This is a genomic window from uncultured Flavobacterium sp., assembly GCF_963975515.1.
GTDB lineage: Bacteria > Bacteroidota > Bacteroidia > Flavobacteriales > Flavobacteriaceae > Flavobacterium.
Genome location: NZ_CAXBGY010000002.1, coordinates 290,953 through 317,033 on the forward strand (window position 1 = coordinate 290,953; position 26,081 = coordinate 317,033).

The window sequence follows — 26,081 nt, forward strand, 5'->3', positions numbered from 1 at the left end:
TTTAGTTTACATTTGAATTATCAAACTAAAAACTTAGTTCAAAAAAAACTAATAATAACATAAAAAAGATACTGATATAAATTCAGCATAAGATGAAACAACTTACCAAAGCAGAAGAAGAAATAATGCACGTTTTGTGGGATTTAAAAGAATCTAATGTAAAAGACATTATAGATAAGTTACCTGAACCAAAACCTGCTTACAACACTGTTTCAACGATCATAAGAATACTTGAAACTAAAGGTTTTGTGAATCATAAGCAAGAAGGAAAAGGCTATATTTATCTTCCTATTCTAAAGAAAAATGAATACAGTAACTCATCTATAAATAAATTAGTCGAAAACTATTTCCAAGGTTCATTTAAAGATATGGTTTCTTTTTTTGTTAAGAAAAATGATGTTGATTTAGCAGATATTGAACAAATTATTAAAGAAATTAAACATAAAGAAGATGAATGATTTTTTAATTTATAGTCTACAAACAATTGTTTTGCAATTGCTTTTTTTGTTAGTTTTTGAATTGTTTTTCAAGAAGGAAACCTTTTTTAAAGCCAATCGATTTTATCTTTTAGGAAGTACAGTTTTATCACTTTTAATTCCTTTGATAAAAATTCCGATAGAAGGAAATGTACAACAACACTATTTTTTTCAATTAAAGGAAATTGTATTGACAAATAATGATTTAGTAGAAAATCAATTTACAAATATATCTTTTTTAACAAGCTTAAATTTTATTTACGGAATTGGATTTTTACTATTTCTGACATTTTTTATAGTCAAATTAGTTAAAATTTTAAAAGTAAAACAACAAGCAACTATTGAAGTTTTAGAAAAAGCTAAAGTGTATAGAATTGAAAATTCAAATCAAGCATTTTCTTTTTTAAATTATATATTCATAGGTAAGGAAAACCAGAATTTAAGTGCAATAATAAAACATGAAAAAGTACATCAAAAACAATTACACTCTTTAGATTTATTGTTTTTAGAAATATTGAAGATCGTGTTTTGGTTCAACCCAATAATTTACATCTATCAAAAAAGAATTGTTGAAATACATGAATTTGAAGCTGATTCTAACAGTGTTTCCGAAAATAAAAGCAGTTATTATGAAACGCTTATATGTCAAATTTTTGAAGTGAATTCCATTTCATTAACCAATAATTTTTACAATCAATCATTAATCAAAAAACGTTTAGTTATGTTACAAAAATCAAAATCCAAAAAAGCAGGAATGATCAAGTATTTAGTAGTTGTTCCTATGACAGTAGTGTCACTTATGTTGTTTTCAACAACTGCAATCGCTCAAGAGAAAAACAGTAAGACAGTTAAGGAAACCAATGAAATTCCTTTTGCTGTTATAGATGAAATTCCACAATTTGAAGGTTGTTCGACAAACAAAGGTAAAGAAGCAAAAGAATGTTTTATGAATGCTATGAATGAGCATATTAGAACAAATTTTCAATATCCAAAAGTAGCTCTCGATAAAAACAATGAGGGAAGAGTTGTTGTTGTGTTTATTATTGATACAAATGGAAACGTTAGTATTGATAAAGTATTAGGGACTGAAAATGGAAAATTATTAGACGAGGAGGCTATTCGAATAATAAAATTATTACCAAAATTTAAACCTGGAATGTATAAAGGTAAAGCTGTAAAAGTTTCTTATGCTCAGCCTATTATGTTCAGAATTGCGCCACCACCACCTCCAACAATTGAGCCTGCTAAAAAGTAATTTTCGATGAAATATATTTTAGTACTATTTATACTATCGCTTCAAAGTTATGCTCAAAACATAATTTTGGGCGATAGTTTAGTTGCAATAGGAAAATACAATGAAGCTATAAACACTTATAAATTAGCTTCAGAAAATAGTAAGAATTATAAAATTGCCAAAGTTTTTGAAGCCAAAGGAAACAAAAATGAAGCTCTAAAATACTATCAAAATTATATTAGGTTAGATTCAACTTCTATTCCAGTAAATTTTGATTTTGGATTACTACTTTTAGAGGTTTCAAAGTATGATAAAGCACAAATTGTATTTGATAAATTGGTTCAAAATCAAAAAAGTAATCCCATTTTTCTATATTATTTAGGACTTTCATTTGAAAAACTAAACGAACCCGGAAAAGCATTTAAAAATTATAAATTAGCTAGTGATATAGATTCAACTTACCATAAAAGCAATTATAAATTAGCTTATTTTTATTCGCAAATTAAACAAGAAGAAGAAGGAATAAAAATTTGCAACAGATTCATCAAGCAAAATTCAGATGATATCGATATGCTAAAATTAAGAGCTCAGCTATATTATATTCTTAATGATTATTCAAATGCAATTATGGATTATGAAAGGTTATTAAAATTAAATCAAGACGATGAATTTATTTATAAAGACATTGCAAAAGCTTATTTTAAGCTAAATAATTATAAAAAAGCAATAGAAATATATGATCATTTATTAGAATTAAACCCAGAAGATTCTAATTATTATTTTGAAAGGGCTTTGTGTTTTGGTAATTTAAATGACTTTAAAAAAGCACAAAACGATTTAGATAAAACCATTGAATTAAAACAAGTTACTTTTGAAAGTGAATACTTCTACAAGGCTGTTTATTATCAGAGAAATATTCAATTAGATTTCGCTTTAAAGTTTTATAATAAAGCATTTAATGAGAACAGAGAAAACGAAGAGGCTTATTATCAAATATGTGTCATTACAGACTATAAAGAAGTCAATAAGAAAAAAGTGTTACCAGTATTTGAACGATTTTTAAAACAATTTCCAAAAGCTCATTCTTCAAAAACAGATTATATAACCAAAAGAATTTCTCAATTAAAGCAAGAATTACACATGCAATAAAAAAAAGATAGTATTTTTACAAAAAAAAGATTTGAAAAACATCGGAATCACATTTTTATTCTTTTTTATAGTTTCCTGTCAGCTTTTTGATAAAAAAGTACCAGATGAAACCGAATTATTGCAACAAGAACTTCAAAAAATAAATTGGAGCGAAGTGGACGAATATCCATCGGTTTACGCTTGCGATACCATGCAAAATAAAGAAGCCCAAAAGCAATGTTTTTTCAAGTATTTGTCACAAGAAATTCAGCAAAAAATCAGTGTTGATTCCATTCAAATGCTTTACCCAAATATCGACACTATTCAAGTAAAAGTAACCGTTTTTCCTGATAGAACAACCGTTTTTGAAACCCAACATTCAAAAGACAGTTTAGAATATGATATCAAAGAAATTGACAGTATAATTCAAAATAAATTAGCCAATTTTCCACCCATTGAGCCGGCAAGTAAAAGAGGAGTAAAAGTCAAAACCCAATTTATTTTACCTGTAATTATTAAGAAAAAGTAGTTTTTTTTTGAAGCTATTTCCTGCTATCCATTACAAGCTTTTGCAAACAATACTTTTTTTGTAAGTCATAAAAAGAGCTTCTTAGGTCGCTTTTTTATAACAACAAAAAATAGCACTCTTTCACAAAAGTCTTTCCATTCTTATCAGGGCTATTTTAGACAACAGATAACTATTTTCTAAAACTTCTTCCTTTCCAAGAATACTTTCCAAACAAAGAATACAAAGCAACAGCACTAGTAAAAAAGGGATAAACCAAACTACAAATCAAAACATATCGAATACGTTGATTAAAATAGTTAGCCGATTTCATTATCATAATAAAATCCACCAAAAACTTAATTCCAAAATAAAAAAGCAGATTTTCATAACGAAATAAACCTACAACCCACAACATGCAACTTACAACAAAAAACAAATTCGTTAAGAAAACCACAAGTGCTAAACTCTTAGAAAACCAATCCACATAAGCACTCGATTTACTTGCCCAACGAACACGCTGAAAAAACAATTCCTTCCAACTCAAAACACTTTTTGTAGCAACAATACTTTCTTTATTGGTGCAAAATCCAACATTTTTAGAATCAAATTGTAACGCTTTTTGCAATAGAAAAACATCATCACCACTTGCAATTTCTGAGTTTCCTTCAAAGCCATTTAGATCTTTGAAAAATGCTTTTTCATAAGCAAAATTAGCACCATTGCACATAAACGGTTTCTCAATTCCAAAACTTCCAATCGTGACACCTTGTAAACTCAAAAAATCCAAATTCTGAAATTGATGTAGAAATCCTTTCTTTGGTAAATAGGAAACTCCAGCAGCAACCATTTTTTTATTTTCAGTTTGAATGAAATTATCAATAGATTTCAACCAATCATTTTGCACCAAACAATCTGCATCAGTTGTAATGATCCAATCATTTTTTGCAACTACAATCGCTGTATTTATAGCATCTTTCTTAGGTGAATTAGTTTTTCGAATATTCTTAATTATCTGAATTCTAAATTCTAAATTATGAATTCTAAATTCCTCTTCAGACTCGTCATCAACCAAAATAACTTCAACCAATTCTGTCGGATAATCCAACAACGAAATTGAATGCAAAAGTTGAGGTAAATTTTCAGCTTCATTTCTAAAAGGCACAACAATAGAAAAACTTGTTTTTGGATTTACATTCATTTGATTTTTAGACTTCATCTTACCAAATCCATAAATAAATGCACCTATAAAAAGCACATAAATAAATAGAATAGTATAAAATCCAATTAAAATCATTTTCTCAATGGTTTATAGTTAAGAACAAAAATACTTCCAAATAGCAAAGGTATAACCAAATTAAAAATCCACATAATAGAAATAATCGCAGCAATTTTCCAGTCATCAATTCCTAGTTGTCCAAATAAAAACAAAGCAACACTTCCTTTTATGGCAACATCCAAAAAATGAATAGTCGGAATTATAGAAGCTAAAAAATACATGGTAAATATAGTTCCAATTGCAGTTGTAAAGTCAAGATTTATGTCAAAAAGCAATAATAGAAACAAAAATTGTAAAGAGAATACTAAATAACGAACAATTGAAAATCTAAGATTATTTAGATGAAAATCAAATGAGAATGAAATTATTTTTCGAATAGAAAACCCAAAAACTTCAACATTTCTGAAGAAATATAACAATGGTAAACAAATAATTACAATCACTGCAAAAACCAAAAACCAATTAAAAACTTCAAACTTAAAGTCGCTAATTAAAATCCCAATTAAACCAAAAACCGTTGTGACAAACATTTGACTACTATTGCCAATAAAATTTAAAAGCACAATTTGTTTAGTGTTTTCTTTAGGAAAATATAAAACTTTAGCACCATACTCACCAATTCGGTTTGGAGTAAAAATTGATGCAGTTAAGGAACCTAAACTTTGTTCCATGGCTTCAATAAATGAAATTTCTTTGAATGATGAAACCAAATGCCTCCATTTAAAAATTTCTAAAATCCAATTCACACTTGAAAAAGCAGTTAAAATTAAAAGAGTTTTTAAATCCAAGTAACCTTTTATCTGATTGAAATCAACTTTCTTATCACCATTAAAATGCCAATAGATATAATAAATTGCTCCACTTACAATCAAAAGTTTGACAGTAACCAAAAAGAATTGTTTAGCTTTGTGAGAAATAGCAATCATTGCTGCAAAGAAAAGAAAACTCTGTGAAACTTTGTGCTTTCTTTGTGTAACTCTGTGAAATAGAAAAAGTGTCAAACGAAAGAATCATATTAGGAATTGATCCAGGAACAACCATCATGGGATTTGGATTGATAAAAATAGTCAACAAAAAAATGGAATTTTTGCAACTAAATGAATTGCAATTGTCCAAATACGACAACCATTATCAAAAATTAAAAATCATTTTTGAACGAACAATTGAACTAATAGAAACCTATCATCCAGATGAAATTGCCATTGAAGCACCCTTTTTTGGTAAAAACGTGCAATCCATGTTAAAGTTAGGAAGAGCACAAGGAGTTGCTATGGCAGCTGGACTTTCAAGAGATATTCCCATTACAGAATACGAACCTAAAAAAATAAAAATGGCCATCACCGGAAGCGGAAATGCCAGCAAAGAACAAGTAGCCAAAATGCTCCAACAATTATTAGGTTTAAAAACCTTACCCAAAAATCTAGATTCAACTGATGGATTAGCAGCAGCCGTTTGTCACTTTTTCAATTCAGGAAAAACCGTTGGAGAAAAAAGTTATACGGGTTGGGATGCTTTTGTAAAACAAAATGAGAATAGAGTTAAAAAATAATATATATTTGATAAAAATAAATATATACATATATGAAACATTTAAAATTAATTCTTTTTATTGCATTAACCATTTCAGTTTTTTCTTGTTCATCTGATAGTGACAACGATCCACAATCAGCAACAGAATATTTTAATTATACAGACGATAATGAAGTATTGTCAGTAACATCTTGGCAAGCTTTTAGAAGTGAAAATAGTTTAGCTGTAACTGCTTCTACTTCTCAAGGAAAAAGTTTGCAATTTGAATTTAATGCACAAGGAAATTTAGGAAGCGCTAGTACTTATTCATCTGACTTTTCTATACCATCTAGATATTCTCAAGCATATTACTCTCAGGAATCATTTAATTTTGAAATGGTCAATTTTGATGAAACAAATAAAACTATTGAAGTAAATTTTTCAGGTAAAATTTATGAAGATGAACATGATTTATCATCTCCCTATGTAAATATTTCTGGAAGTTTTCTGGTAAAATATACAGTAATTATTCCATCGATTTCAGGATTGAAAATGGGAACTAAAATTGATAATGTTGATTGGTATAGTTCAAGCGAAGACCAAGAAGGAGGATTTTTCCCAGGTTCAGACATTAGATTAAATTTCTATAATTCGGATAAAAATAATATTGCAATAATTGTAAATCAGAACAATACAACAGCAAGCACTTATACTTTTACGTCAAATTCAACTAATAATAAAGCTATTTTATCAGTTTATAATACTGCAACAGATTATCATGATGATTATAATTGTTCAGGAACTTTGACAATTACTGAGAAAACAGTAGGATCTCAACTTACAGTTTTAGCAGGAACTTTTAGTTTTACCGCAACAAATCCAGTAAATAGTAATCAGACACAAGTTACTAATGGAACTTTTAAAACAGTATATTCTAATTACTAATTTAATAAAGCAAGTTTAACTTGCTTTTTTTATGTCAGGTATCTACATACATATCCCTTTTTGCAAGCAAGCATGTCATTATTGCGACTTTCATTTTTCTACTAGTTTAAAGAAGAAAGACGAAATGATTTTGGCATTAGCTAAAGAAATTGCTTTACGTAAAAATGAAGCTGAAAATGAAAGTATTGAAACCATTTATTTTGGTGGTGGAACTCCGAGTATATTGGAGATTGCAGATTTGAGATTTTTGATTGATGAAGTTTACAAACATTTCAACATAGCAGAAAATCCAGAAATTACGGTTGAAGCAAATCCAGATGATTTAACAGAAGAACGAATAATCGAATTATCTAATAATCGAGTTAATCGACTTTCCATAGGAATTCAATCTTTCTTTGAAGATGATTTAAAGATGATGAATCGCGCTCATAATTCTAATGAAGCTTCAAATTGTTTAGAAATTGCAACAAAATACTTCGATAATATTTCTTTAGATTTAATTTACGGAATTCCAGGAATGAGTAATGATAAATGGAAGCAAAACATTGAAAAAGCACTTTCTTTTAATATTCCACATATTTCGAGTTATGCTTTAACGGTTGAACCCAAAACAGCTTTAGATACTTTCATCAAAAAAGGAATCATCTCAGCACCAAAAGATGAAGTTGCTCAAGAACATTTTCATATTTTAGTCGAAACCCTTCAAGAAAAAGGATTCATTCATTACGAATTATCCAATTTTGGAAAGGAGAATTATTTTTCAAAAAACAATTCGAGTTATTGGTTAGGAAAAAAATATATTGGAATTGGTCCTTCAGCACATAGTTTTAATGGAACTTCAAGAAGTTGGAATGTTGCCAATAACACATTATATATCAAATCTATTCAAGATAACAAATTGCCTTTAACTTCAGAAAAACTAACTAGGGAAGACAGTTATAATGAATATGTAATGACAGGTTTACGAACAATTTGGGGTGTTTCTTTAGGACGTATTGAATCAGAATTCGGACAAGAATTTCTAAATTATTTGAATATACAAAGTCAACGATTTATTAATGATGGTTTGTTGGAAATCGAAAATAATATTCTAAAAACGACTAAAAAGGGAAAATTTTTATGTGATGGAATTGCAAGTGATTTGTTTTTAGTAAATTTGGATTAGTTTAAACGCAAAGAACACAAAGGTTTTCGCAAAGTATTAGAAATAGCTTTGTAAACTTTGCGAAAGACTTTAAAAACTTTGCGTTAAAATGAAAGCTATTATTGACAATAAATACACAATCGACCTATCAAAACCAATTGATATATCAATTCCATTAACCAACAACGATGAAAATCCAATTGCATGGTATCAAGGAAAACCAGAAATTGAACCTGTAAAAATGGACGATTGGATAGGTAAAGTTTCTGAAGGAAAATCATCTACCAATTTCAATAATATTTTCTTTAATCCTCATGCACATGGAACGCATACAGAATGTTTAGGACATATTACAAGAGATTTTTATAGCATTAATCAATGTTTGAAGCAGTTTTTCTTTTTAGCTGATGTCATTTCGGTTCAACCAGAAAAAATAGGAGAAGATTTAATCATCACCAAAGTTCAAGTTGAAAAAGCTTTAAACGGAAATTTTTCTGAAGCAATCATCATCAGAACCCTTCCAAATTCTGAAAGTAAAAAACATTTAAAATATTCTAACACCAATCCACCTTATTTAGCTGAAGAAGTTGCAATTTTTATTAGAGAAAAAGGAATTCAGCATTTATTAATTGATTTGCCAAGTGTAGACAAAGAACATGATGAAGGGAAATTAATGGCTCACAAAGCATTTTGGAATGTAAAAGACGTCAATAATTTGAATGATGATGTAAGAATGGATTGCACTATAACTGAGCTAATTTACATTGACGAAAATGTAAATGATGGTAAGTATTTATTAAATCTACAATTCGCTTCGTTTGAAAATGATGCAAGTCCAAGTAAACCAATATTGTATAGATTATGTTAACAAAAGTAATTCCAAAATTGCCTTTTATTGATAAGCAGAAAACGATTGATTTTTATGTTAATCAAATGGGTTTTTCATTGCTTTCAGATTATGGAGATTATATACTTTTGAGTTGTGATACTATTGAAATTCACTTCTTTTCCTTTCCAACATTAATTCCAGAAAAATCAGATTTTATGATTTATCTACGAATAGATTCTGACATTGAAAACTATTATCAAAAATTACAAAAATTAGAAGTAGAAATTTATCCAAACGGAACATTAGAAACAAAACCATGGAATCAAAAGGAGTTTGCAATCATTGATCCAAATGGAACTTTGTTAACTTTTGGGCAATCAGTTTAATTTATATTCAATAATCTATTATGAACATCCAACAACTTTACGAATTTTGTTTATCCAAAAAAGGAGTAACTGAACACTTTCCCTTTGATGAAGATACTTTGGTTTTTAAAGTTGGAGGAAAAATGTTTGCCTTAACTTCGTTATCCAATTGGGAAAAAGAAATTCCAGCTATAAATTTAAAATGTGATCCAAAGGTGGCTTTAGATTTAAGAGAAAAATTTGAAGGTATAAATCCTGGGTTTCACATGAGTAAAGTGCATTGGAATACCGTCACAATTAATCAAGATGTTCCAGATGAAAAAGTTATACATTTAATAAACCATTCGTACGAATTGGTATTTAGTAGCTTGACTAAAAAAATTAAAACTGAAATTGAACATGTAGAAAATTAGTTGTTATGTTTTTCTTTTAAAGAAACTAACAAATCCGCAATATTATGATAAAAATAATTAACATACAACAGTTTTATTTTAATATTAGTATTATATAATCAAAAATTTAGTTATAAGATTGCATAATTAAAATACTAACCTAACCAAATTTTTAATTATGAAAAAAATTATTTTATCGGCACTTGCATTAGTAGTTCTTTTTTCTTGTAGCAACGACGAAAACACTAATGCTGTAGTTACTGAAGATGCAAATGCCCATAGAGGATGTGCTTCTCACGAAATACTTGAGAAGCAATTACAAAATGATCCAAAATTAGCTGAACGTATGGCGCAATTTGAGATCGAAGCAGAGAAGTTTATAAAGGAAAACAGAATTGTAAATGGGGTTTTAGAAATTCCTGTTGTATTTAATGTTTTATATAGAACTAGTGCAGAAAACATTTCTCAAGCACAATTACAATCACAGATTGATGTATTAAATAAAGATTTTACTGGAACAAACACGGATTATAATTCAAGCAATCCTTATAATAGCGTAAGAGGTGCTATAAATGTTAGATTTGTTTTAGATGCTGTTTACAGAAAATCAACTACAAAAACTTCATGGGGAACTAATGACGCGATGAAAAAATCTAGTCAAGGAGGTCTTAACCCAACTTCTCCAACTACAAAATTAAACTACTGGGTTTGTACTATTGGAGGTGGAATTTTAGGATATGCTCAGTTTCCAGGTGGTGCTTCTGCTACGGATGGTGTTGTTGTAGATTCAAAATATACTGGAACAAACGGAACGGCTGCATTTCCATTTAATTTAGGAAGAACTGCAACTCATGAAGTTGGACATTGGATGAATTTACGTCATATTTGGGGAGATACTACTTGTGGAAGCGACTTAGTTTCAGATACTCCTACTCATAATGATGCAAATTCAGGTGTTCCTGCGGTTGGTCATAGAAGTACCTGTTCTGGACAACCTTTAGAAATGTATATGAATTATATGGATTATACAGATGATAGAGGAATGTATATGTTTTCTAGTGGTCAAGTTTCAAGAATGGCTGCAGCTTTTGGTTCAACCGGACCTAGAGCTTCTTTTAGATAATCTTTAATACCTTAAATACCCATTAAACCGTTTGATTGTAAATAATTATTCGGTTTTTTTTATTAAAAGTGTTAGGTGAATATAAAAATGTAAAAAAATAGAGATACTTTTGCTTTACAAATTAAGATATGATGCTAGATAATTTAAAGAAAATATTGAACGAAGACCAAGATCCAAAAGCGATTGAGAAAATTACTTCAAAATTAGAAAATCTTTTAATGACTAATGAAGAGGTAGGTTATATTGCAGTTCAAAAAAAACCTGCGATTACTGTTTTTCCTGATAGTGTTGTGGTTACTAATAAGAGAATTATTATCTGTAAACCTAAGAATTTAGGCTTATCAATGGAATTCATTGACTATGATTGGGATGATATTGCCGGAACGTTCGTAAAAGAAGGATTATTAGGTTCAGATTTTACATTCAATACAAAATCAGACTTGACGTTGAATATTGATTATTTGCCAAAAAATCAAGCACGTAAACTTTATACTTTCGCAAAAGAACAATTAGATGCTTTAAAAAATTCATCAATAAACAATTCAAATACGGAAACACTAGAAACACCAGTTATTGAACAAGAAGATGTTGTTGAAGATGTAGTCGCAGAAGAAGTGACTCATTTTGCTGAAATCGTACCTGTTGCTCAAGAAACACCAACTTATGAAACGTATGAAGAACCAGCAACTACTACTGCATCAGAAAAAAAACTAAGCGAATTATCTCAAGACGAATTGTTTGAAAAGCTTCAAAATTATAAACGTTTACTTGATAATGGATTAATTATGCAAGGAGAATATGATGCCTTAAAAAAAGAGGTTTTGAGCCACATGTAGACTGTATAAAAAGATATAAAAAAACCCGATAATTTTAGTTATCGGGTTTTTTGTTTGATATGAATTATGACTTATTTCTTAATTACTTTTTGAACCGTTTTTAAATCATTAGAATAAATTTCAACAAAATAAATTCCTGAATTTAAGTTTGATAAATCAACAGTTACATTTGAAATTTCATATTTAGAAGTAAAAATAGTTTTACCTAATAAATCAATCACATTTACTTTAGTGATAATTGAATTCTCTCTATTTTGAATATTTAGTATGTCATTTGTAGGATTTGGATAAATCACAAAATTTGATAAAGTTTTGTTTTCAACATTTAAAGCATTTACAAATTGAGTTTGAAAAGTATTAGTAATAATTGCAGGATTAAAGTCAAAATAAATTTCAGCTGAATTATCAATTGTTGTTCCAGTTGTAAAACCAGCAGTTGGTTTAATTTTAAAAGTTACAAAACCTTGACTTAATTCATCACTTACTATTTGTGGAACTAGAAATATATTATTAAAAAACCATTCTAATTCATTGTTTGACCTTGTTAAAGTGTAATCATGACTTGCATTTACCATCACAATACTTTCTTTATTTAATCCAGCAGGTAAAATATCTTTAATTCTTATTTTATTCGCATTTGCAGTTCCAGTATTCTGAAAACGTATTGTGTAATATAAATAATCTGAAGAATCAAATTCAGATACTTCAATTAATTCACCATGAGATTCCATAATATCGTTTGGGTCATAAGAACCAACAATAACTTCATTCAATTGAAAAATATTATTGTTAGAATTAATTTCAGTTGAACTAGAAGTTATAGAAACATCAGTTGTAACCATATCTCCCAAATTAACAGTTGGAATTGTAGGAATACTATATATAACATCAATTGTTCTTGTTTCTAGAGGTAATAAATTGGTGTAATCGAAAGTAAATCCAGTTGCAGTTGAAATTGCTCCAGATTCTGAAACACTTAAAATAGACACATTTGATGAATGATTTAAAGTAATCGTTCCATTTGCAGCAGTTGTTCCAGAATTTGTATATGAAACGGTATTTATTTGTGTAAAACCAGGAACTGCACTAACATTTGGTGAGATAGCAACAGCAACATCACTATAAGGAACAGTATTTACGATAGGAAAATAATAAGTAGTAATTCCACTATTTTGAGCTATTAAAAAGTCATTATATGTTGTAGAAGTTGTGTAAAAACCAGCATAATTTGAATCAATTTGATAGCTTAAATCATGTGTATCTGAATAATTAATAGGAAATAAATAACTGTTTCCAAAAGGAGAAAATAGTTGCATTGGATTTCCATTGTTATTTAATTCATGCACAAAACTTCCTAAAGAAAAATTTGGTTCTCCAGCATCTTTTGTTCCATTATTATTCGAATCTAAAAAGGAAATCATATTTATTAAATCATTGTTACACATAACATTACCAGCATTAAAACTACCACCTTCAATAAAAACAGCAGAATCAAAAGCAGTGTCATTGTAGTCTCCAATAACCATCTTAATTGAATATGGATTATTTGGAACTATATTAGCGTAAACTGACATTGGAACAGTATAGCCTTTCATATTCATAACCGTTGAAGTAGCTGGTTGATTTAGAGTATAGGTGTCAAAAAATATTGGATTAACAGAACTGCAGCTAGCATTGTATGCTACGTCTCTAATGTTAGTGACAGAAACAGGAGTTGTTGTTCCTGGAATAACAGCTAAGTTTTGACTTATTCCTGTTGTTAAATCGGTTAAAATAAAAGCAAAAACATCAGCAAAGGAACATTGATATAAACCATATTCATTTGATGAAAATACGAAATTGAAATTAAAAGCATTAGTTTGAGCAATAAAATCGAATTTTAGATAAGTAACATCATTAATACTTCCTGTATTTCCATTAGCTTGACTAATTGCTAATAAATCAACATCTCCAAGATTTGAACAAATAGATGAGGTATTAGCACTAGTATATTGACCTGAAGAAAAAGAAGCATTACCATTTCTTAAAACTAATCCGTTCTGAAAAGGAAAATTCGGATTTGTATTAGTAAATATCCCAATTCCACAAACTCCTTGACTTTGAACATTTGTTGCAATAGCACAATTGGTATTTATAAACACATTGTTGACTAAATCCTGCATAGGAACAGAACTATTATAGGGAGTAATTTGAACTGCTTGTGAAAAAGCAAAAGAAGTTACAAATAATAGAAGAAGTAGTTTTGTTTTCATAAAATAGTTATTTGAATATCAAATATATAAAATATTATCCTTCAAACAACTATAAAATTTTATGTAATATAAATCACATACTTTTTTTCTGTTTGTCTACAAAACCATCAGCTTGAAGTTTTAGCAATTCCATTGCACCTTTTTTCTTGTAATTATAAAGTTCTTTGTCGTCTTTAATATCAGCGTAAACCTTATCATAAATTTCAGCATCGGTTTTCTTTTGCAATTCGCTTTGGTATTTGTTCTGAGCTAAGACATTTATGATTCCCATTTCTTTGTCTTCTTGCTTGAAATCATATTCACCTCTTGGAGATAATAATTTTGCAATAATAGGAGACGTTTCAATAGCTAAAAACAGCAACATTATAAAAAACGAAGGCAACCATGGTAATTTGTCTAAAGCATTTATTCTTGCCATTAAACCATCAAAACCATCAATGATTGGTTGCGTTTCTGTTATCTTTTTATCCAAATCTACTTGAAGTAATTTTGCTTTAGCTTCTAAATCAGTAATTTTTGCTTGATTAGTTGTTTTTAAAGCCGCTAAATCTTGTAAACCAGCATCATGTTTATCCCTTTTTTCTTTGTAAACAGGACCTTTTCCTAATTTTTTTGTTCCTGCAGTTCCTTCAGCTTCTGTAATGTAAACTGTATATAAATCGTTAACTTCTTTTTCTTTTTTAGATATGTCTGATTTTAAACTATCAATTTGAGCTTTGTTTTTGTCTAAATCCGTTTGAAAATAATTGGCAACTTCTTTTTTGTTGGCCAACATCATAGCATTTTTTTCTTTCAATAAAACCGTGTTAATTTCCTTTTCAAATATTTTGATTTCTAAAGGTTTTGAAATTACAATAGCAATAATAACAGCTAATATAATTCGTGGAGTTGCCTGAATAAATTCATCCATAAAATTATCACGTTTCTTGATTGTTGAAACGATAAATCTGTCTAAATTGAAGATTAGTGAGCCCCAAATTAAACCAAAGAAAACAGCAACATAATAGTCGTCAAAAACAGTGTAAAGCGCATAAGAACCAGCTATGAAAGCCATAACTGCTGTAAAGAAAACAGTGGCTCCAATTCCGGCATATTTGTTTTGTTCTCCATCAGAACAATTTTGAACAATGTCTTTATCGACACCAGAGCAAAGAATAAAAAAACGTTTTAACATAAGGATTGATTTTTGATTTGATTGATAATGATTAGTACAAATTTAACGCCAAAAGTTACGAGATGTTGTAAATTGTTGATAATTAGTTTTTTGGAAATAGAAAATCCGTTTACACAATGAAGAATAAACGGATTTAAATTCTAAAACTAAAAGATTTCAAAAACCAGTTAAGTTTGTTTATAAGAATTTATTTTTTATTATTTGTTTCAGCTAATTTTTCTCCTTTTTCGTTTACTCGATTTCCCCAACGGTTAAAGTATTCTATTTCACCCTTATCGTTTTTGGAAAAAAAGTAAGTAGCATTATTCATATAAATATAACCTTCTTTTTTGTCTTTTGTGTCAAAATCACTAAGCTTGTCTACTTTTAAAATATTAGCTTTTTCTGTTTCATCTAAAGTTGCAGGTTTCACTTTTATGTTTTCTGAGTCTAATTTTTCATTTGAAGAAATATAACCAACTTTATTAGTGTCTTTAGCTACTTCTATTTTTTTAACTTTTTCAATTTTAGGATATAAATTAATTTTATTTTCACTAATTTCAATTGTTCCACCCATTTTGTCGTTTTGCATTTCAAATGCTTCTGAGAATCCTTTTTCAGTATATAAACTAGCCTGATTTTCTTGAGGAAATTTTTTGCTTCTTGCATTTTTATAAACATGACTGTTGTTAAAATACACAAAGTCTGAAGAATTATATTTATTTAATTCAGAGTTATTTACGTGTTTTCCATCAATCCAAATGGCATATTTTGTTTGGTTTTTAAAATCTTTAAATTGAGTTTCAGAAACTACTAACTTTTCAGGTTTTGGTGGTGGTGGAGGAACTTGCATTTTTTCTTCTTCAGATAATTCAGAATATTTTTTATCTGTGATGATTTTCCCATCTTTATCTTTGATAATTACTCTCGTGTCATCGTAATAAGAATCTAATTCTTTATTAAGTAAATTAGAATCAGGTTGTTTTTTTTCTTGTGCAACTAAATCCGTACAAAGAAAATAAATCATTAAAGTCAATAATGGAATGATTCCAGCTTTTTTTATAAAACCAGAAAATTTGGAAGTGGTTTTTGTCATCATAATAAGACGTTTTTTAGTGATTAAATAATTCAAATTACTGGCCAAGTAATAGGTTGCGTTTCCATTTGTATTCAACAATAAAGATTGATAAAATGAAACGTTTTTATGTGTTTTAACAACTTTCTCATCTGCAATAAATTCGTGATTGAGTTGGATAGCTTTTTTGTAGATATAAAACACTGGATTAAACCAAAAGATAATTTTCAAGAATTCTATTCCTAAAATATCATAACTATGGTTTTGATTTACGTGCGTTAATTCGTGATCGTATAATTCATTTTCGATAGTTCTATTTTTATATGATTCTTTGTTTATAAAAATATAATTTAGAAATGTATGCGGAATTGTTTCTTGATTCAATAAAACTAAAGTGGCATTTTTATAGCTTACAGTTTCATTAGATTGAATTGTTTTCTTGAAGTAAAGAATGTTTTTTAGAAATCTAAATAGTAGAACGAAAGAGATTATGATATATAAACTCCATAATAGAATAGGAGTGTAGTTTGTAGTTTCATTTATTGGAATATTATTTTCGGAATCAATAAATATTGGAAAATTTGTTGCTAATGGAATATTCTCAATTTCTTGAATAATTTCGATAGAAATAAAAGGAATAATAAGAGAAATTACGATTGAAAATAATAAGTAAAATCGATTAAATTGATGCATCTTTTCGCGTTCTAAAAACAAATGATAGAATGTTAAAAATGCAATTAAACTAACGGTTGATTCTAAAAGGAAATTTATCATTTTTTCTTTTTTTGAAGTTCTACATCAATTATTTTTTTTAATTCTTCTAATTCTTTTTCAGATAAATTCGTTGCTTTGGTGAAAAACGAAGCAAACTGAGAGGCCGAATCGTTAAAGAAGTTTTTGATTAATCCATTTACATGTTTAGAGAAATAATCTGATTTTTTTACCAAAGGATAATATTCTCTCGAGTTTCCAAATAGAGTATAAGCTACAAATTTTTTATCCGTCATTCTTTTTAATAAGGTTGCAATTGTTGTTGTAGCTGGTTTTGGTTCAGGATATGCTTCTAATAAATCTTTCATGAAAGCTTTTTCAAGTTTCCAAAGGTGTTCCATTAGTTGTTCTTCTGTGTTTGATAATTGCATTTTGCTCTATGTTTTTAGAATTAACTCTACAAATGTAGAATAATATTTTGATTCTACAAGTGTAGAGTCAAAATTTAACATTTAATTTCACTTGAAAATGATTTTGCGTTAAGGATAGTAGCAATTGTTTGAGCTCTTTATTGTTTGTCAAAACAATAAAAGCGAGTGCGTATAGCCTGACCTTGTTGTATAATTATTTTGAATTTTACTTTAAGTTTGAACAACAAGGTAACGCCCAAATAAAAAAATCCGTTTACTCAATGAAGAATAAACGGATTTTAAAATATTTAATTTTGACTATGTTCTTACAAAGTCATTATTCAAGTTTTATTTTTTAACTATTTTAAATTCTGACGATTTGCCTTCTGTAAAGACTTTTACGACATAAACTGAAGCAGCTAAATCAGACATGTAAAGTGTAACTTCAGTATTGTTTGAAGTACTATTTTTTACTCTTCTTCCGCTTAAATCATATACATCAATAGAAGTAATGTTTTCAGAATAACGAACAGTAAACATATCTAAAACTGGGTTAGGATAGTAACTTAATTTTGTTAAATCAAAAGTAGCATTACCTAAAGCAGTAACGTTAACACATGCACTTCTAACAGTACAACCGTTTTTAGTTATATCAACTGCATAACTTCCAATAGCTGTAACTAAGTAAGATTGAGATGTTGCTCCACTAATTGGAGTAAACGATCCATCACAAAGTAACCATTGGTATGTTGCTCCAGTTTCAGTTGCAGATAATGTATCACCTGATTGCGTAGTTGCGTTACTTGGTGAAGCATTGATTGTTAAGTCTAATGTACTTGTTACACAGTTTGTAGTAGAAGTATAAGTTCCACCAGTTGTGTAAACAGTTCCATTAGCAGCCCAAGTATAAGTATCACAAGCTGCTACAACTTCATTTGGTAAAGTAGAACTTGCATTAATTGTTAAGTTTAAAGTTCTTGTTACACAATTTGTAGTAGAAGTATAAGTTCCGCCAGTTGTGTAAACAGTTCCATTAGCAGCCCAAGTATACGTATCACATGCTGATACAACTTCGTTTGGTAATGATGAACCTGTTGTAATTGTTAAATTTAAAGTTTCTGTATTACAACCAGTAACTGATGTATATGTTCCACTTGCAGTATAAGTCATACCGTTTTCAGCCCAAGTATAAGAGTCACAAGCTGATATTGTAGTACTATTTGATGTTAATGCATTAACAGTAACATTTGCAGTTGTAGTTCTAAAACATCCTAGAGAAGTTGTAGAAGTAATAGTATACGTTGTTGCAGCTGCAGCAGTTGAAGATTTAAAATAAACTGTTGTTGCATTAGAATTAGCCACATAAGCTAAAGTTGCAGCAGCATCAGTATATAAATTATTAACTGGTGACCAAGTAGTATTAGCTGATTCTATCGAAGAAATTCTAAGGTTAGGTCTTGTAGTTGTTGATGTAGTAGTTGCAGTGTTTGAACAAACATCTACAGTGTTGTCTTGTGAGCGGTATAAATTTAAACCAGAAGCAACAATTGTAGATTCTAATGATATAGAATTTGCAGAAGCACCACCACCATTGTTATTATTAAAACAAGTCTCAATTAATAAATTAGAAACTCCATCCCAAGTTAATGGTGTTGATAAAGTAAAATCTAAATTACCTGTTCCAGTTGTTGGAGTATAGTTTACGGGTGCTAAAACCACATTTGTTGCTCCAGCAATAAAACTAGACCCTAAAGTAGAACTAGCTACAAATCCTGCATTAATTGTAAAATCATTCAACACTAACGGAGTTCCTGATAAAGCAACATATCCTATAGTATTGATGTTTTGTCCAGCAACCATTCCTAAAGCGGTTAATTCAGATGCTGTATATAAAGCTTGAGTTTTAGAGCCACCGTAAAAACCTCTGAAAGGTGTAGAAGCCGTGTTTGTAGAAGTTCCTGAACCTACTTTTCCTTCAACACCAATTGTACCTCCAGATAAAACTAAACTTTGAATTGCATCTACACAAACAGTTGCGTCAGCAACAGTCATTATAGAAGGTCTTGGGTTTACAGTAACAGTAAAGTTTGCAGTTGTAGAACATAAACTACCACTTGTTTGAGTAGCTGTTAATGTGTACATAGTTGTAACACTTGGGTTAAATGTCCAACCAGTTGTTTCATTACCTGTTACTCCAGTAGATGGAGACCAAACATAAGTGTTATAATCTCCTATTACAGATGTTATTGTAACAGAAGTCGAAGTGTCTGATTCACAAATAGTAGTTGTTGCTGCACTTAATGTTAATGCTGGAGGTGATGATACCGTAGCGATAACAGGTACTCTTATAGAAGAACAAGCAACTTGGCCGTTAAAAATAACATTAGGTCTTGTGTTGCTAGCAGTAGCTGTAGGACTTGATGTGTAATATGCAGGATTAGGTGTAGTTCCACTAGCGTATCCATGTACTACTGTGTTAGTTGCAGTTGTCGTAACATATGTTTGACTATTTGCACTAGCATATTGACCATCTTCTCTTATATCTATAAGAATATTTGACACACCGTCCCAATTATAAGGAGTTGATAAAGTAATTGTATTCAATCCTAATACAGGAGTATAATTAACTGGTCCAAATGCGCTGCTTAAACCTGTTGTAGTAAACGCTGTTAAGGTTGAATTAGTTGTAGAACCTAATTGAATAGCAAAATTATTTACAGTTGCAGGATTAGGTAATGAAGCTATATTAAAAGTCAACGAAGTTATGTTTCCAGCAGATAATCCAGCAGCAGAAAGTTCTGCAGATGTGTATACCATTTGTCTCCAACCAGTAGCCCAATAATTACAGAAGATGCTATTTTGAGAAGTTGATCCTGTTAGAGCAGTACCAGTTCCAATTGTAGCATTTCCTGGTGTAGCAGTATTAGCACTTGCGTAATAAGTTGTTGTAGCTGTAATACTTGGTGTAGTAAATGTTGTTCCTGAACCTAATAATGAACCACCTGTTTGAGCAGCATACCAATTAACTGAAGCTCCAGTGTTTGGTGTTGCAACTAAATCCACAGTCCCAGTTCCACATCTCGTTCCAGGTGTTGTAGCTGTAATGCTATTTGTAAAAGTAACCTGAACTGCAACTGAAGTTCCAGTAGAAGGACCAGTTGAACAAGTTACATCGCAAATATAATATGTAACTTCAGTTGGACTAACAGTTAATGTAGAATTTGTTTCTCCTACTAAAGTAGAATAAGTAGTTCCATCTAAAGAAGATTTCCATTGATAAGTTACTCCAGAACCATTTGTTGTATTTTGTAAACTTAAAGTAACACTTTCTCCGAAACAAATACTTGTTGAAGAAGCAACTGTATTTCCAGGAGCTGGAGTTCCACTACATGCATTAGAATTAGCAAATGATAAAAACCCAGTATAGTTTGCACTAGTTGCCGGAAAATTAGATTGAATTGTATTTGGTGTTCCAGCTGTATATGTAGCAACACTACCAAAAGCAGCACTATATGACCCAGCAGCAGTTGGCGCTTGTACAGGAATATTAGTTGAAGAAATAGATGCATCCGCTAAACGAACATTAATATCTGTAAATGTTCCTGAAACTGGTAAAGCTTGAAATCTTCTGGTAGTAGAAAGTCCTATAATAGAAGCGTCAGAAGTACCTGTATTACTTCCAAACGATTCTGCTTTAAATAAAGCAATAGAAGTAGTAGCAGGTGCTAAAGCAATAGGTGTATAAATGCCAGATTTTCCGATAGGAAACGTTACATAAGTAGTATTAGCATTTGCATTGGCTATCGATCTTGATAAAGATCCATTTACATAAGCAGTAGCGCTACCACCTGTTAATGTTCCAACAGTTGTTATGTTTCCAACAGTTAATGTGTTTACACCTGTTGATACAATACCATTTGTTAGTGCAAGAGTGTTAATTGTTGTTAAATCCCCACCAGTTATTGTAACACCATTTGTATTGTCTACAGATAATGCATTTACAATTCTTGTTGGATTTACTTCAAATCCTGAAATTCTTGCTACTGATTCTTGTGAATAAAGCAAAGTATGAGTTCCAGTTCCTAAATTCCAAGTAGGAGAGACATCAAAACTACCTCCAGGGTTAGTTGAAGCTGTTGCGCCAGTCTGAATGGCTGTAGATAATGCAAGACCAGTCCCAATTGTAATTTTATTACTATTTATTATGTTTCCAGAAAACATATTCACACGTAAAGGATTCAATCCTGAAGATGCTGTGTCTATTGTAAATGTATTTACCCCAGTGTCAATAGATAGTGATAAAAGACCAGCAGTACAAACTCCTGACCCACTATAAGATTGTGGAGAAGTTCCTGCAAAGAAGTAAAGACTACTTCCAGTAGTTGTTCCTGTTAATGTACCATTATTTATTACATTAGTTCCTCTTAATATAAATTGAAATCCATTTAAATTAAAAGTTGATCCAGTTGGAATAGTAACATTTCCAAAAGATTGAGTATTAGCAGCTGCAACTGATAAATTGTGAATTGCAGATGTAGTACTTATGGTAAAAGCAGGTACCGCACCAGAAACATAATAAGTTAATGGAGTTGCTCCTGAGGTTGCAGTACCAAAGTTTATCATACCATTTCCAACATAATTAGGTGTAAAAACACTTGTTCCTCTTACGTCTCTTGGACCAGAAGCTGCAGTATTAGTTAAAACCACATTTACTGTTCCAGCTGTAAAGTTAATAACAGAAGCGGCATTTGTACCTAAGTCAAATGAAGCAAGGGTTGTACTTGTGTTTCCTACAAGGTTAACATTAATAACTCCACCAGTTTGTGTATAATTAATTAAAGTAGTTGATCCAGTTGTTCCAAATCTTGAAGCGGCATTTATTATACCACCTTCAATAATTATTGTACTGTTGGTGCCAAATCCCATTGAATTTCCAGTTCCAGTTCCAATATTAAAAGTTCCACTTGATAATCTAAATAAACCTGTAATAGTTGGAGACCCACCTAGCCCAATAACTGTTGCATTAGGGTTATTTTGCCAATAACCAGCTGTTGCAGCTATTGAATAACCGTTTGTTGCAAATAAAGGATTATTAAAAGTATTTGTACCATCTAATTTTAGTAATCCATTAGTAATTACCATAAAACCAAGTGCATTTGCTCCTTGAACCGTTAAGGTTCCGCCAGGGCTAAATGTTAAAATATTAGTTATGTTTGTTCCTTTGTTTAGGGTAATACCTGCACTATTTCTTAAATTGGTAATAGAGGTTGTTCCTAAAGTAAAGTTTGCATTTCCAGCAGTATTAAAAGTAATAGTTGCTCCTGCAGTATTTGTATTTGTGCTAAAATCAATTGTTCCGTTATTTGTCAAATTTCCACCGACAACTAAAGAGTGTGTTGTAACAGTTCCTGTTGCTGCGGATTTAATTGATCCACCTATTGCTACTGTTGTATTTGTAGTAACAGTAAGTATTCTTGCTGTAATTGCTGTATAAATTAAATCTCCTTGTACTAATAATGAATAAGCAGCTGCTGCTGTAACGTCTTGTGTTACAATTAGACCTGTTGGAATAGTTACATTATCTGTTGCTGTAGGTACTAGACCCGTTGACCAAGTTGAGGTTTCACTCCAAAGTCCAGTTGCAATTGCTGAAACATTTCCTGCTGATAAAGTAATCTCTGAGCCCGTTAGTGCACTAGATTTTCCTCCACTTTCATTTTGAGCTTTTATTTCGTAATAATAAGTCGTGTTTTCAACTAATCCTGTATTGGTATAGCCATATGATGTACCAATACTATTACCTGTTGTTGAATTTACATTTCCAACAATAATAAATGGCCCACTTGCAGAAGTTGATCTTCCAATTGTGAAGTACCCTTCATTTGTAGAATTATCAACCCAATTTACAGTTGTTGCAATTTGAGAAACAGCTGTGGTTGTAAATGTTATAGGTGGATTTGGATTTCCAACAAAAGGTGTGAAAGTATAAATTAATCTACTTCCATTTGCTGATGATCCTAAATTAGCAATTAATGGTGATGCAACACCTGTAGTAACTGTACTTGCAGCAAATGCATTTGTAACAGGAGTAGTTGCGGCTGTAAAAGTTGGAATTGCTCCAACTAAAACATGTCCAGAAGCTGTAGCTGTATTTCCAGAAGAGATAAAAATTGATCTTGATTGACTTGAAGTGGTAGAGTTGTAAATTTCTCCGTAAATGAAATCTATTACATTGCTTGTTTCATTTAATGAAAGCTGCATGTTACCAGCATTAGTAATATTATTGTATTGTGCATAAAATTGTGTCCATTCTACTACCAATTTTCTATTTGGTGCGGTTCCTATCAATTTCATTTTTATACCGTCATTAACTTCATTGTCACCTGCCATTGGTGCAAGAGTAACTGTATTAGCAACATAAGATGAAACTCCACCCCCAGAAATTGCTGTTTCAGTTGCAGATGCATGAAGTCTTATTTGACCATTTGAGTTTGCGCTAAAATGAGTGTATTTATTACCCATAAAATAAAAATCAAACCCAATTGTTTGAATAGTTGTTGCTACATCGTCTTGATTTCCTGTCAATATAGATGTTGCACCTGTTGTCAAGTTTTCTAAACTTGCATTGTTAGCAGAGCTAAAAGCGTAGTTAGATATTGATTGAGCTTGAGAAAAAGCAAAAGAAAACAACATTACAAACACAGTTAAAAAAGAAAGATAGGTTCTTTTTTTTGTGTTGTACGATGTTACTTCTTGTTTAGAAGAAATTGTTGAACTCTTCAATAATCGAGTTACAACGGAATCGTAATTTTTTGTCATATTTGATGATAATTAGTGTATATCGCAAATGTAATGTTAAATCATTTTCAATTTAATAAAGTAAAAAATATATTTTAAGGAATCTAAAGCATCAATAAATACGAACTCTTTAAAATATAAGTTAATTTTTTTCGAATATTTACTAATTAATTTTTGTAAGAAAATGCGATTTATTTTTTATATAATTATTTCTTTTTTCCATAAGATATAAATAAATGTATTTAATAACGATTCTGCGTTAAGGATAAGAGCAATTGTTTGAGCTCTTTATTGTTTGTTAAAACAATAAAAGCGAGTGCGTATAGCCTGACCTTGTTGTAAAACTATTTTGCATTTTACTTTGGGTTTGAACAACAAGGTAACGCCCAAATAAAAAAAAACCGTTTACTCAATAAAGAATAAACGGATTTTATTTTTAGATTCTGAATCAATTTCAGAATGACAGATTGGTTTTATTTAGAAAGTTCTACAAAATATTTATAAAACAAAGGAATTGTTTCAATACCTTTTAAGTAATTAAAAACTCCAAAATGTTCGTTTGGTGAATGAATTGCATCTGAATCTAAACCAAAGCCCATTAAGATTGTTTTTGATTTTAATTCTTTTTCAAATAAGGCAACAATAGGAATACTTCCTCCTGAACGAACAGGAATTGCTGGAATTCCGAATGTTTCTGTATAAGCCATGTTTGCAGCTTTGTACCCAATGCTGTCAATTGGTGTTACATAACCTTGTCCACCGTGATGAGGTTTTACTAAAACGGTTACACTTTTTGGAGCAATGCTTTCAAAATGTTTTTTAAATAATTCAGTGATTTCTTGCCAGTCTTGGTTTGGCACTAATCGCATTGAAATTTTAGCAAAGGCTTTACTTGCAATTACTGTTTTTGCACCTTCACCTGTATAGCCACCCCAAATTCCGTTTACATCTAATGTAGGACGAATTGAGTTTCTTTCGTTTGTTGTATATCCTGCTTCACCATGAATGTCTCCAATGTCAATAGATTTTTTATATTTTTCTAATGAAAATGGGGCTTTTGCCATTTCGGCTCTTTCTTCTAATGATAATTCTTCAACATTATCATAGAAACCTGGAATTGTAATGTGATTGTTTTCATCATGAAGAGAAGCAATCATTTTTGTCAATATATTTATAGGATTCGCAACTGCACCACCATATAAACCTGAATGTAAATCACGATTTGGACCAGTAACTTCCACTTCAACATAACTTAAACCACGTAAACCAGTTGTAATTGATGGTTGTTGGTTAGAAATCATTCCTGTGTCAGAAATTAAAATAACATCATTTGCTAATTTTTCTTGATTGCGTTCTACGAACCAACTTAAGCTTTTTGAACCCACTTCTTCTTCACCTTCAATCATAAATTTTACGTTACAAGGTAAACAGTCATTAGCAATCATGTATTCGAATGCTTTTACGTGCATGTACATTTGACCTTTGTCATCACAAGCACCACGAGCAAAAATGGCACCTTCTGGATGAATATCTGTAGTTTTAATTACAGGTTCAAATGGAGGAGAAGTCCATAATTCAATTGGATCTGGTGGTTGAACGTCATAGTGTCCATAAACTAAAACAGTTGGTAATGATTTGTCGATTATTTTTTCTCCATAGACGATAGGATAACCAGGAGTTTCGCACATCTCTACAAAGTCGCATCCTGCTTTTTCTAGACTTGCTTTAACAACGTCAGCAGTTGCAATAACATCGTGAGAATAAGCACTATCTGCACTTACTGATGGAATTTTTAATAGTTCGATTAATTCGTTTAGAAAGCGTTCTTTATTTTCTTGAACGTATTGTTTTATGTTGTTCATTTTGAGGTTTTAATGATAATGTCAAAAATACAAAAAAATAGATGGTAAAAAAATT

General features: G+C 30.2%; 20 protein-coding genes. 12 read left to right on the forward strand and 8 right to left on the reverse strand.

Annotated elements, in window-relative coordinates; translation table 11 throughout:
* Nucleotides 1–92 precede the first annotated feature (92 nt).
* The 4 genes from AAC008_RS03775 to AAC008_RS03790 are packed head-to-tail and all read left to right on the forward strand — an operon-like array spanning nucleotide 93 to nucleotide 3,367.
* Nucleotides 93–458 carry a BlaI/MecI/CopY family transcriptional regulator gene (locus tag AAC008_RS03775; RefSeq protein WP_339887501.1) on the forward strand — a complete coding sequence of 122 codons (366 nt, stop codon included), beginning with the start codon at nucleotides 93–95 and terminating at the stop codon, nucleotides 456–458.
* Complete coding sequence (locus AAC008_RS03780; RefSeq protein ID WP_339887503.1) at nucleotides 451–1,731, forward strand: M56 family metallopeptidase; 1,281 nt, start codon at nucleotides 451–453, stop codon at nucleotides 1,729–1,731. Before AAC008_RS03775 ends, AAC008_RS03780 begins: the two co-directional genes overlap by 8 nt.
* A 6-nt stretch (nucleotides 1,732–1,737) precedes the next feature.
* A complete protein-coding gene (locus AAC008_RS03785) occupies nucleotides 1,738–2,859 on the forward strand; it encodes a tetratricopeptide repeat protein (protein WP_339887504.1) in 1,122 nt (373 codons plus the stop codon).
* Between the two features lie 31 nt (nucleotides 2,860–2,890).
* Nucleotides 2,891–3,367, forward strand: coding sequence for a hypothetical protein (locus AAC008_RS03790; RefSeq protein WP_339887506.1), 477 nt, complete (start codon nucleotides 2,891–2,893; stop codon nucleotides 3,365–3,367).
* 169 nt (nucleotides 3,368–3,536) lie between these two features.
* Here the strand turns inward: AAC008_RS03790 and AAC008_RS03795 are convergent, their stop codons facing one another.
* Complete coding sequence (locus AAC008_RS03795; RefSeq protein ID WP_339887507.1) at nucleotides 3,537–4,640, reverse strand: glycosyltransferase; 1,104 nt, start codon at nucleotides 4,638–4,640, stop codon at nucleotides 3,537–3,539.
* Complete coding sequence (locus tag AAC008_RS03800) at nucleotides 4,637–5,512, reverse strand: hypothetical protein (RefSeq protein ID WP_339887508.1); 876 nt, start codon at nucleotides 5,510–5,512, stop codon at nucleotides 4,637–4,639. Before AAC008_RS03800 ends, AAC008_RS03795 begins: the two co-directional genes overlap by 4 nt.
* 104 nt (nucleotides 5,513–5,616) lie before the next feature.
* Between AAC008_RS03800 and ruvC the strand changes: the two genes are divergently transcribed.
* The 8 genes from ruvC to AAC008_RS03840 all read left to right on the forward strand — a co-directional run bounded on the left by ruvC (nucleotide 5,617) and on the right by AAC008_RS03840 (nucleotide 11,765).
* Complete coding sequence (gene ruvC / locus AAC008_RS03805) at nucleotides 5,617–6,171, forward strand: crossover junction endodeoxyribonuclease RuvC (protein WP_339887510.1); 555 nt, start codon at nucleotides 5,617–5,619, stop codon at nucleotides 6,169–6,171.
* A 32-nt stretch (nucleotides 6,172–6,203) separates the two neighbouring features.
* The gene (locus AAC008_RS03810) at nucleotides 6,204–7,076 is read left to right on the forward strand and encodes a DUF6252 family protein (protein ID WP_339887512.1); all 873 of its coding nucleotides are present in this window, start codon (nucleotides 6,204–6,206) and stop codon (nucleotides 7,074–7,076) included.
* A gap of 31 nt (nucleotides 7,077–7,107) precedes the next feature.
* On the forward strand, nucleotides 7,108–8,241 hold the full coding sequence (gene hemW / locus AAC008_RS03815) for a radical SAM family heme chaperone HemW (protein WP_339887513.1): 1,134 nt from the start codon (nucleotides 7,108–7,110) through the stop codon (nucleotides 8,239–8,241).
* Nucleotides 8,242–8,329: 88 nt separating this feature from the next.
* Nucleotides 8,330–9,088 carry a cyclase family protein gene (locus tag AAC008_RS03820; protein ID WP_339887514.1) on the forward strand — a complete coding sequence of 253 codons (759 nt, stop codon included), beginning with the start codon at nucleotides 8,330–8,332 and terminating at the stop codon, nucleotides 9,086–9,088.
* Nucleotides 9,082–9,435: a VOC family protein gene (locus AAC008_RS03825; RefSeq protein ID WP_339887515.1), complete on the forward strand. Its 354-nt coding sequence runs from the start codon at nucleotides 9,082–9,084 to the stop codon at nucleotides 9,433–9,435. The genes AAC008_RS03820 and AAC008_RS03825 overlap by 7 nt, the downstream gene beginning before the upstream one ends.
* A 20-nt stretch (nucleotides 9,436–9,455) precedes the next feature.
* Nucleotides 9,456–9,827, forward strand: a complete 372-nt coding sequence (locus tag AAC008_RS03830) for an MmcQ/YjbR family DNA-binding protein (protein WP_339887517.1) — start codon at nucleotides 9,456–9,458, stop codon at nucleotides 9,825–9,827.
* 157 nt (nucleotides 9,828–9,984) lie between these two features.
* A complete protein-coding gene (locus tag AAC008_RS03835) occupies nucleotides 9,985–10,929 on the forward strand; it encodes a zinc metalloprotease (RefSeq protein WP_339887518.1) in 945 nt (314 codons plus the stop codon).
* Between the two features lie 131 nt (nucleotides 10,930–11,060).
* Nucleotides 11,061–11,765, forward strand: coding sequence for a PH domain-containing protein (locus tag AAC008_RS03840; RefSeq protein WP_339887709.1), 705 nt, complete (start codon nucleotides 11,061–11,063; stop codon nucleotides 11,763–11,765).
* Between the two features lie 71 nt (nucleotides 11,766–11,836).
* On the opposite strand, the gene AAC008_RS03845 is transcribed toward AAC008_RS03840, so the two are convergent.
* The 6 genes from AAC008_RS03845 to AAC008_RS03870 all read right to left on the reverse strand — a co-directional run bounded on the left by AAC008_RS03845 (nucleotide 11,837) and on the right by AAC008_RS03870 (nucleotide 26,026).
* The gene (locus tag AAC008_RS03845; protein ID WP_339887519.1) at nucleotides 11,837–14,017 is read right to left on the reverse strand and encodes a choice-of-anchor L domain-containing protein; all 2,181 of its coding nucleotides are present in this window, start codon (nucleotides 14,015–14,017) and stop codon (nucleotides 11,837–11,839) included.
* 73 nt (nucleotides 14,018–14,090) lie between these two features.
* Nucleotides 14,091–15,191: a DUF4407 domain-containing protein gene (locus AAC008_RS03850; protein ID WP_339887520.1), complete on the reverse strand. Its 1,101-nt coding sequence runs from the start codon at nucleotides 15,189–15,191 to the stop codon at nucleotides 14,091–14,093.
* A gap of 187 nt (nucleotides 15,192–15,378) precedes the next feature.
* Nucleotides 15,379–17,019 (reverse strand): M56 family metallopeptidase, encoded by a 1,641-nt coding sequence (locus tag AAC008_RS03855; RefSeq protein WP_339887521.1) that lies wholly within the window; start codon nucleotides 17,017–17,019, stop codon nucleotides 15,379–15,381.
* Nucleotides 17,016–17,387: a BlaI/MecI/CopY family transcriptional regulator gene (locus tag AAC008_RS03860; protein ID WP_339887522.1), complete on the reverse strand. Its 372-nt coding sequence runs from the start codon at nucleotides 17,385–17,387 to the stop codon at nucleotides 17,016–17,018. Before AAC008_RS03860 ends, AAC008_RS03855 begins: the two co-directional genes overlap by 4 nt.
* A 327-nt stretch (nucleotides 17,388–17,714) precedes the next feature.
* Nucleotides 17,715–24,185, reverse strand: coding sequence for a T9SS type A sorting domain-containing protein (locus AAC008_RS03865; protein ID WP_339887523.1), 6,471 nt, complete (start codon nucleotides 24,183–24,185; stop codon nucleotides 17,715–17,717).
* A gap of 452 nt (nucleotides 24,186–24,637) precedes the next feature.
* A complete protein-coding gene (locus AAC008_RS03870) occupies nucleotides 24,638–26,026 on the reverse strand; it encodes a dipeptidase (protein ID WP_339887525.1) in 1,389 nt (462 codons plus the stop codon).
* Nucleotides 26,027–26,081 lie beyond the last annotated feature (55 nt).

Bases quoted from the DNA above. Each gene is read 5' to 3' on its own strand.
- AAC008_RS03820 (WP_339887514.1), top strand. From the start codon at position 8,330: ATGAAAGCTATTATTGACAATAAATACACAATCGACCTATCAAAACCA.
- AAC008_RS03825 (WP_339887515.1), top strand. From the start codon at position 9,082: ATGTTAACAAAAGTAATTCCAAAATTGCCTTTTATTGATAAGCAGAAA.
- AAC008_RS03830 (WP_339887517.1), top strand. From the start codon at position 9,456: ATGAACATCCAACAACTTTACGAATTTTGTTTATCCAAAAAAGGAGTA.
- AAC008_RS03865 (WP_339887523.1), bottom strand. From the start codon at position 24,185: ATGACAAAAAATTACGATTCCGTTGTAACTCGATTATTGAAGAGTTCA.
- AAC008_RS03845 (WP_339887519.1), bottom strand. From the start codon at position 14,017: ATGAAAACAAAACTACTTCTTCTATTATTTGTAACTTCTTTTGCTTTT.
- AAC008_RS03870 (WP_339887525.1), bottom strand. From the start codon at position 26,026: ATGAACAACATAAAACAATACGTTCAAGAAAATAAAGAACGCTTTCTA.
- AAC008_RS03795 (WP_339887507.1), bottom strand. From the start codon at position 4,640: ATGATTTTAATTGGATTTTATACTATTCTATTTATTTATGTGCTTTTT.
- AAC008_RS03780 (WP_339887503.1), top strand. From the start codon at position 451: ATGAATGATTTTTTAATTTATAGTCTACAAACAATTGTTTTGCAATTG.
- AAC008_RS03785 (WP_339887504.1), top strand. From the start codon at position 1,738: ATGAAATATATTTTAGTACTATTTATACTATCGCTTCAAAGTTATGCT.
- AAC008_RS03855 (WP_339887521.1), bottom strand. From the start codon at position 17,019: ATGATAAATTTCCTTTTAGAATCAACCGTTAGTTTAATTGCATTTTTA.
- AAC008_RS03850 (WP_339887520.1), bottom strand. From the start codon at position 15,191: ATGTTAAAACGTTTTTTTATTCTTTGCTCTGGTGTCGATAAAGACATT.
- hemW (WP_339887513.1), top strand. From the start codon at position 7,108: ATGTCAGGTATCTACATACATATCCCTTTTTGCAAGCAAGCATGTCAT.
- AAC008_RS03810 (WP_339887512.1), top strand. From the start codon at position 6,204: ATGAAACATTTAAAATTAATTCTTTTTATTGCATTAACCATTTCAGTT.
- AAC008_RS03860 (WP_339887522.1), bottom strand. From the start codon at position 17,387: ATGCAATTATCAAACACAGAAGAACAACTAATGGAACACCTTTGGAAA.
- AAC008_RS03840 (WP_339887709.1), top strand. From the start codon at position 11,061: ATGCTAGATAATTTAAAGAAAATATTGAACGAAGACCAAGATCCAAAA.
- AAC008_RS03835 (WP_339887518.1), top strand. From the start codon at position 9,985: ATGAAAAAAATTATTTTATCGGCACTTGCATTAGTAGTTCTTTTTTCT.
- AAC008_RS03775 (WP_339887501.1), top strand. From the start codon at position 93: ATGAAACAACTTACCAAAGCAGAAGAAGAAATAATGCACGTTTTGTGG.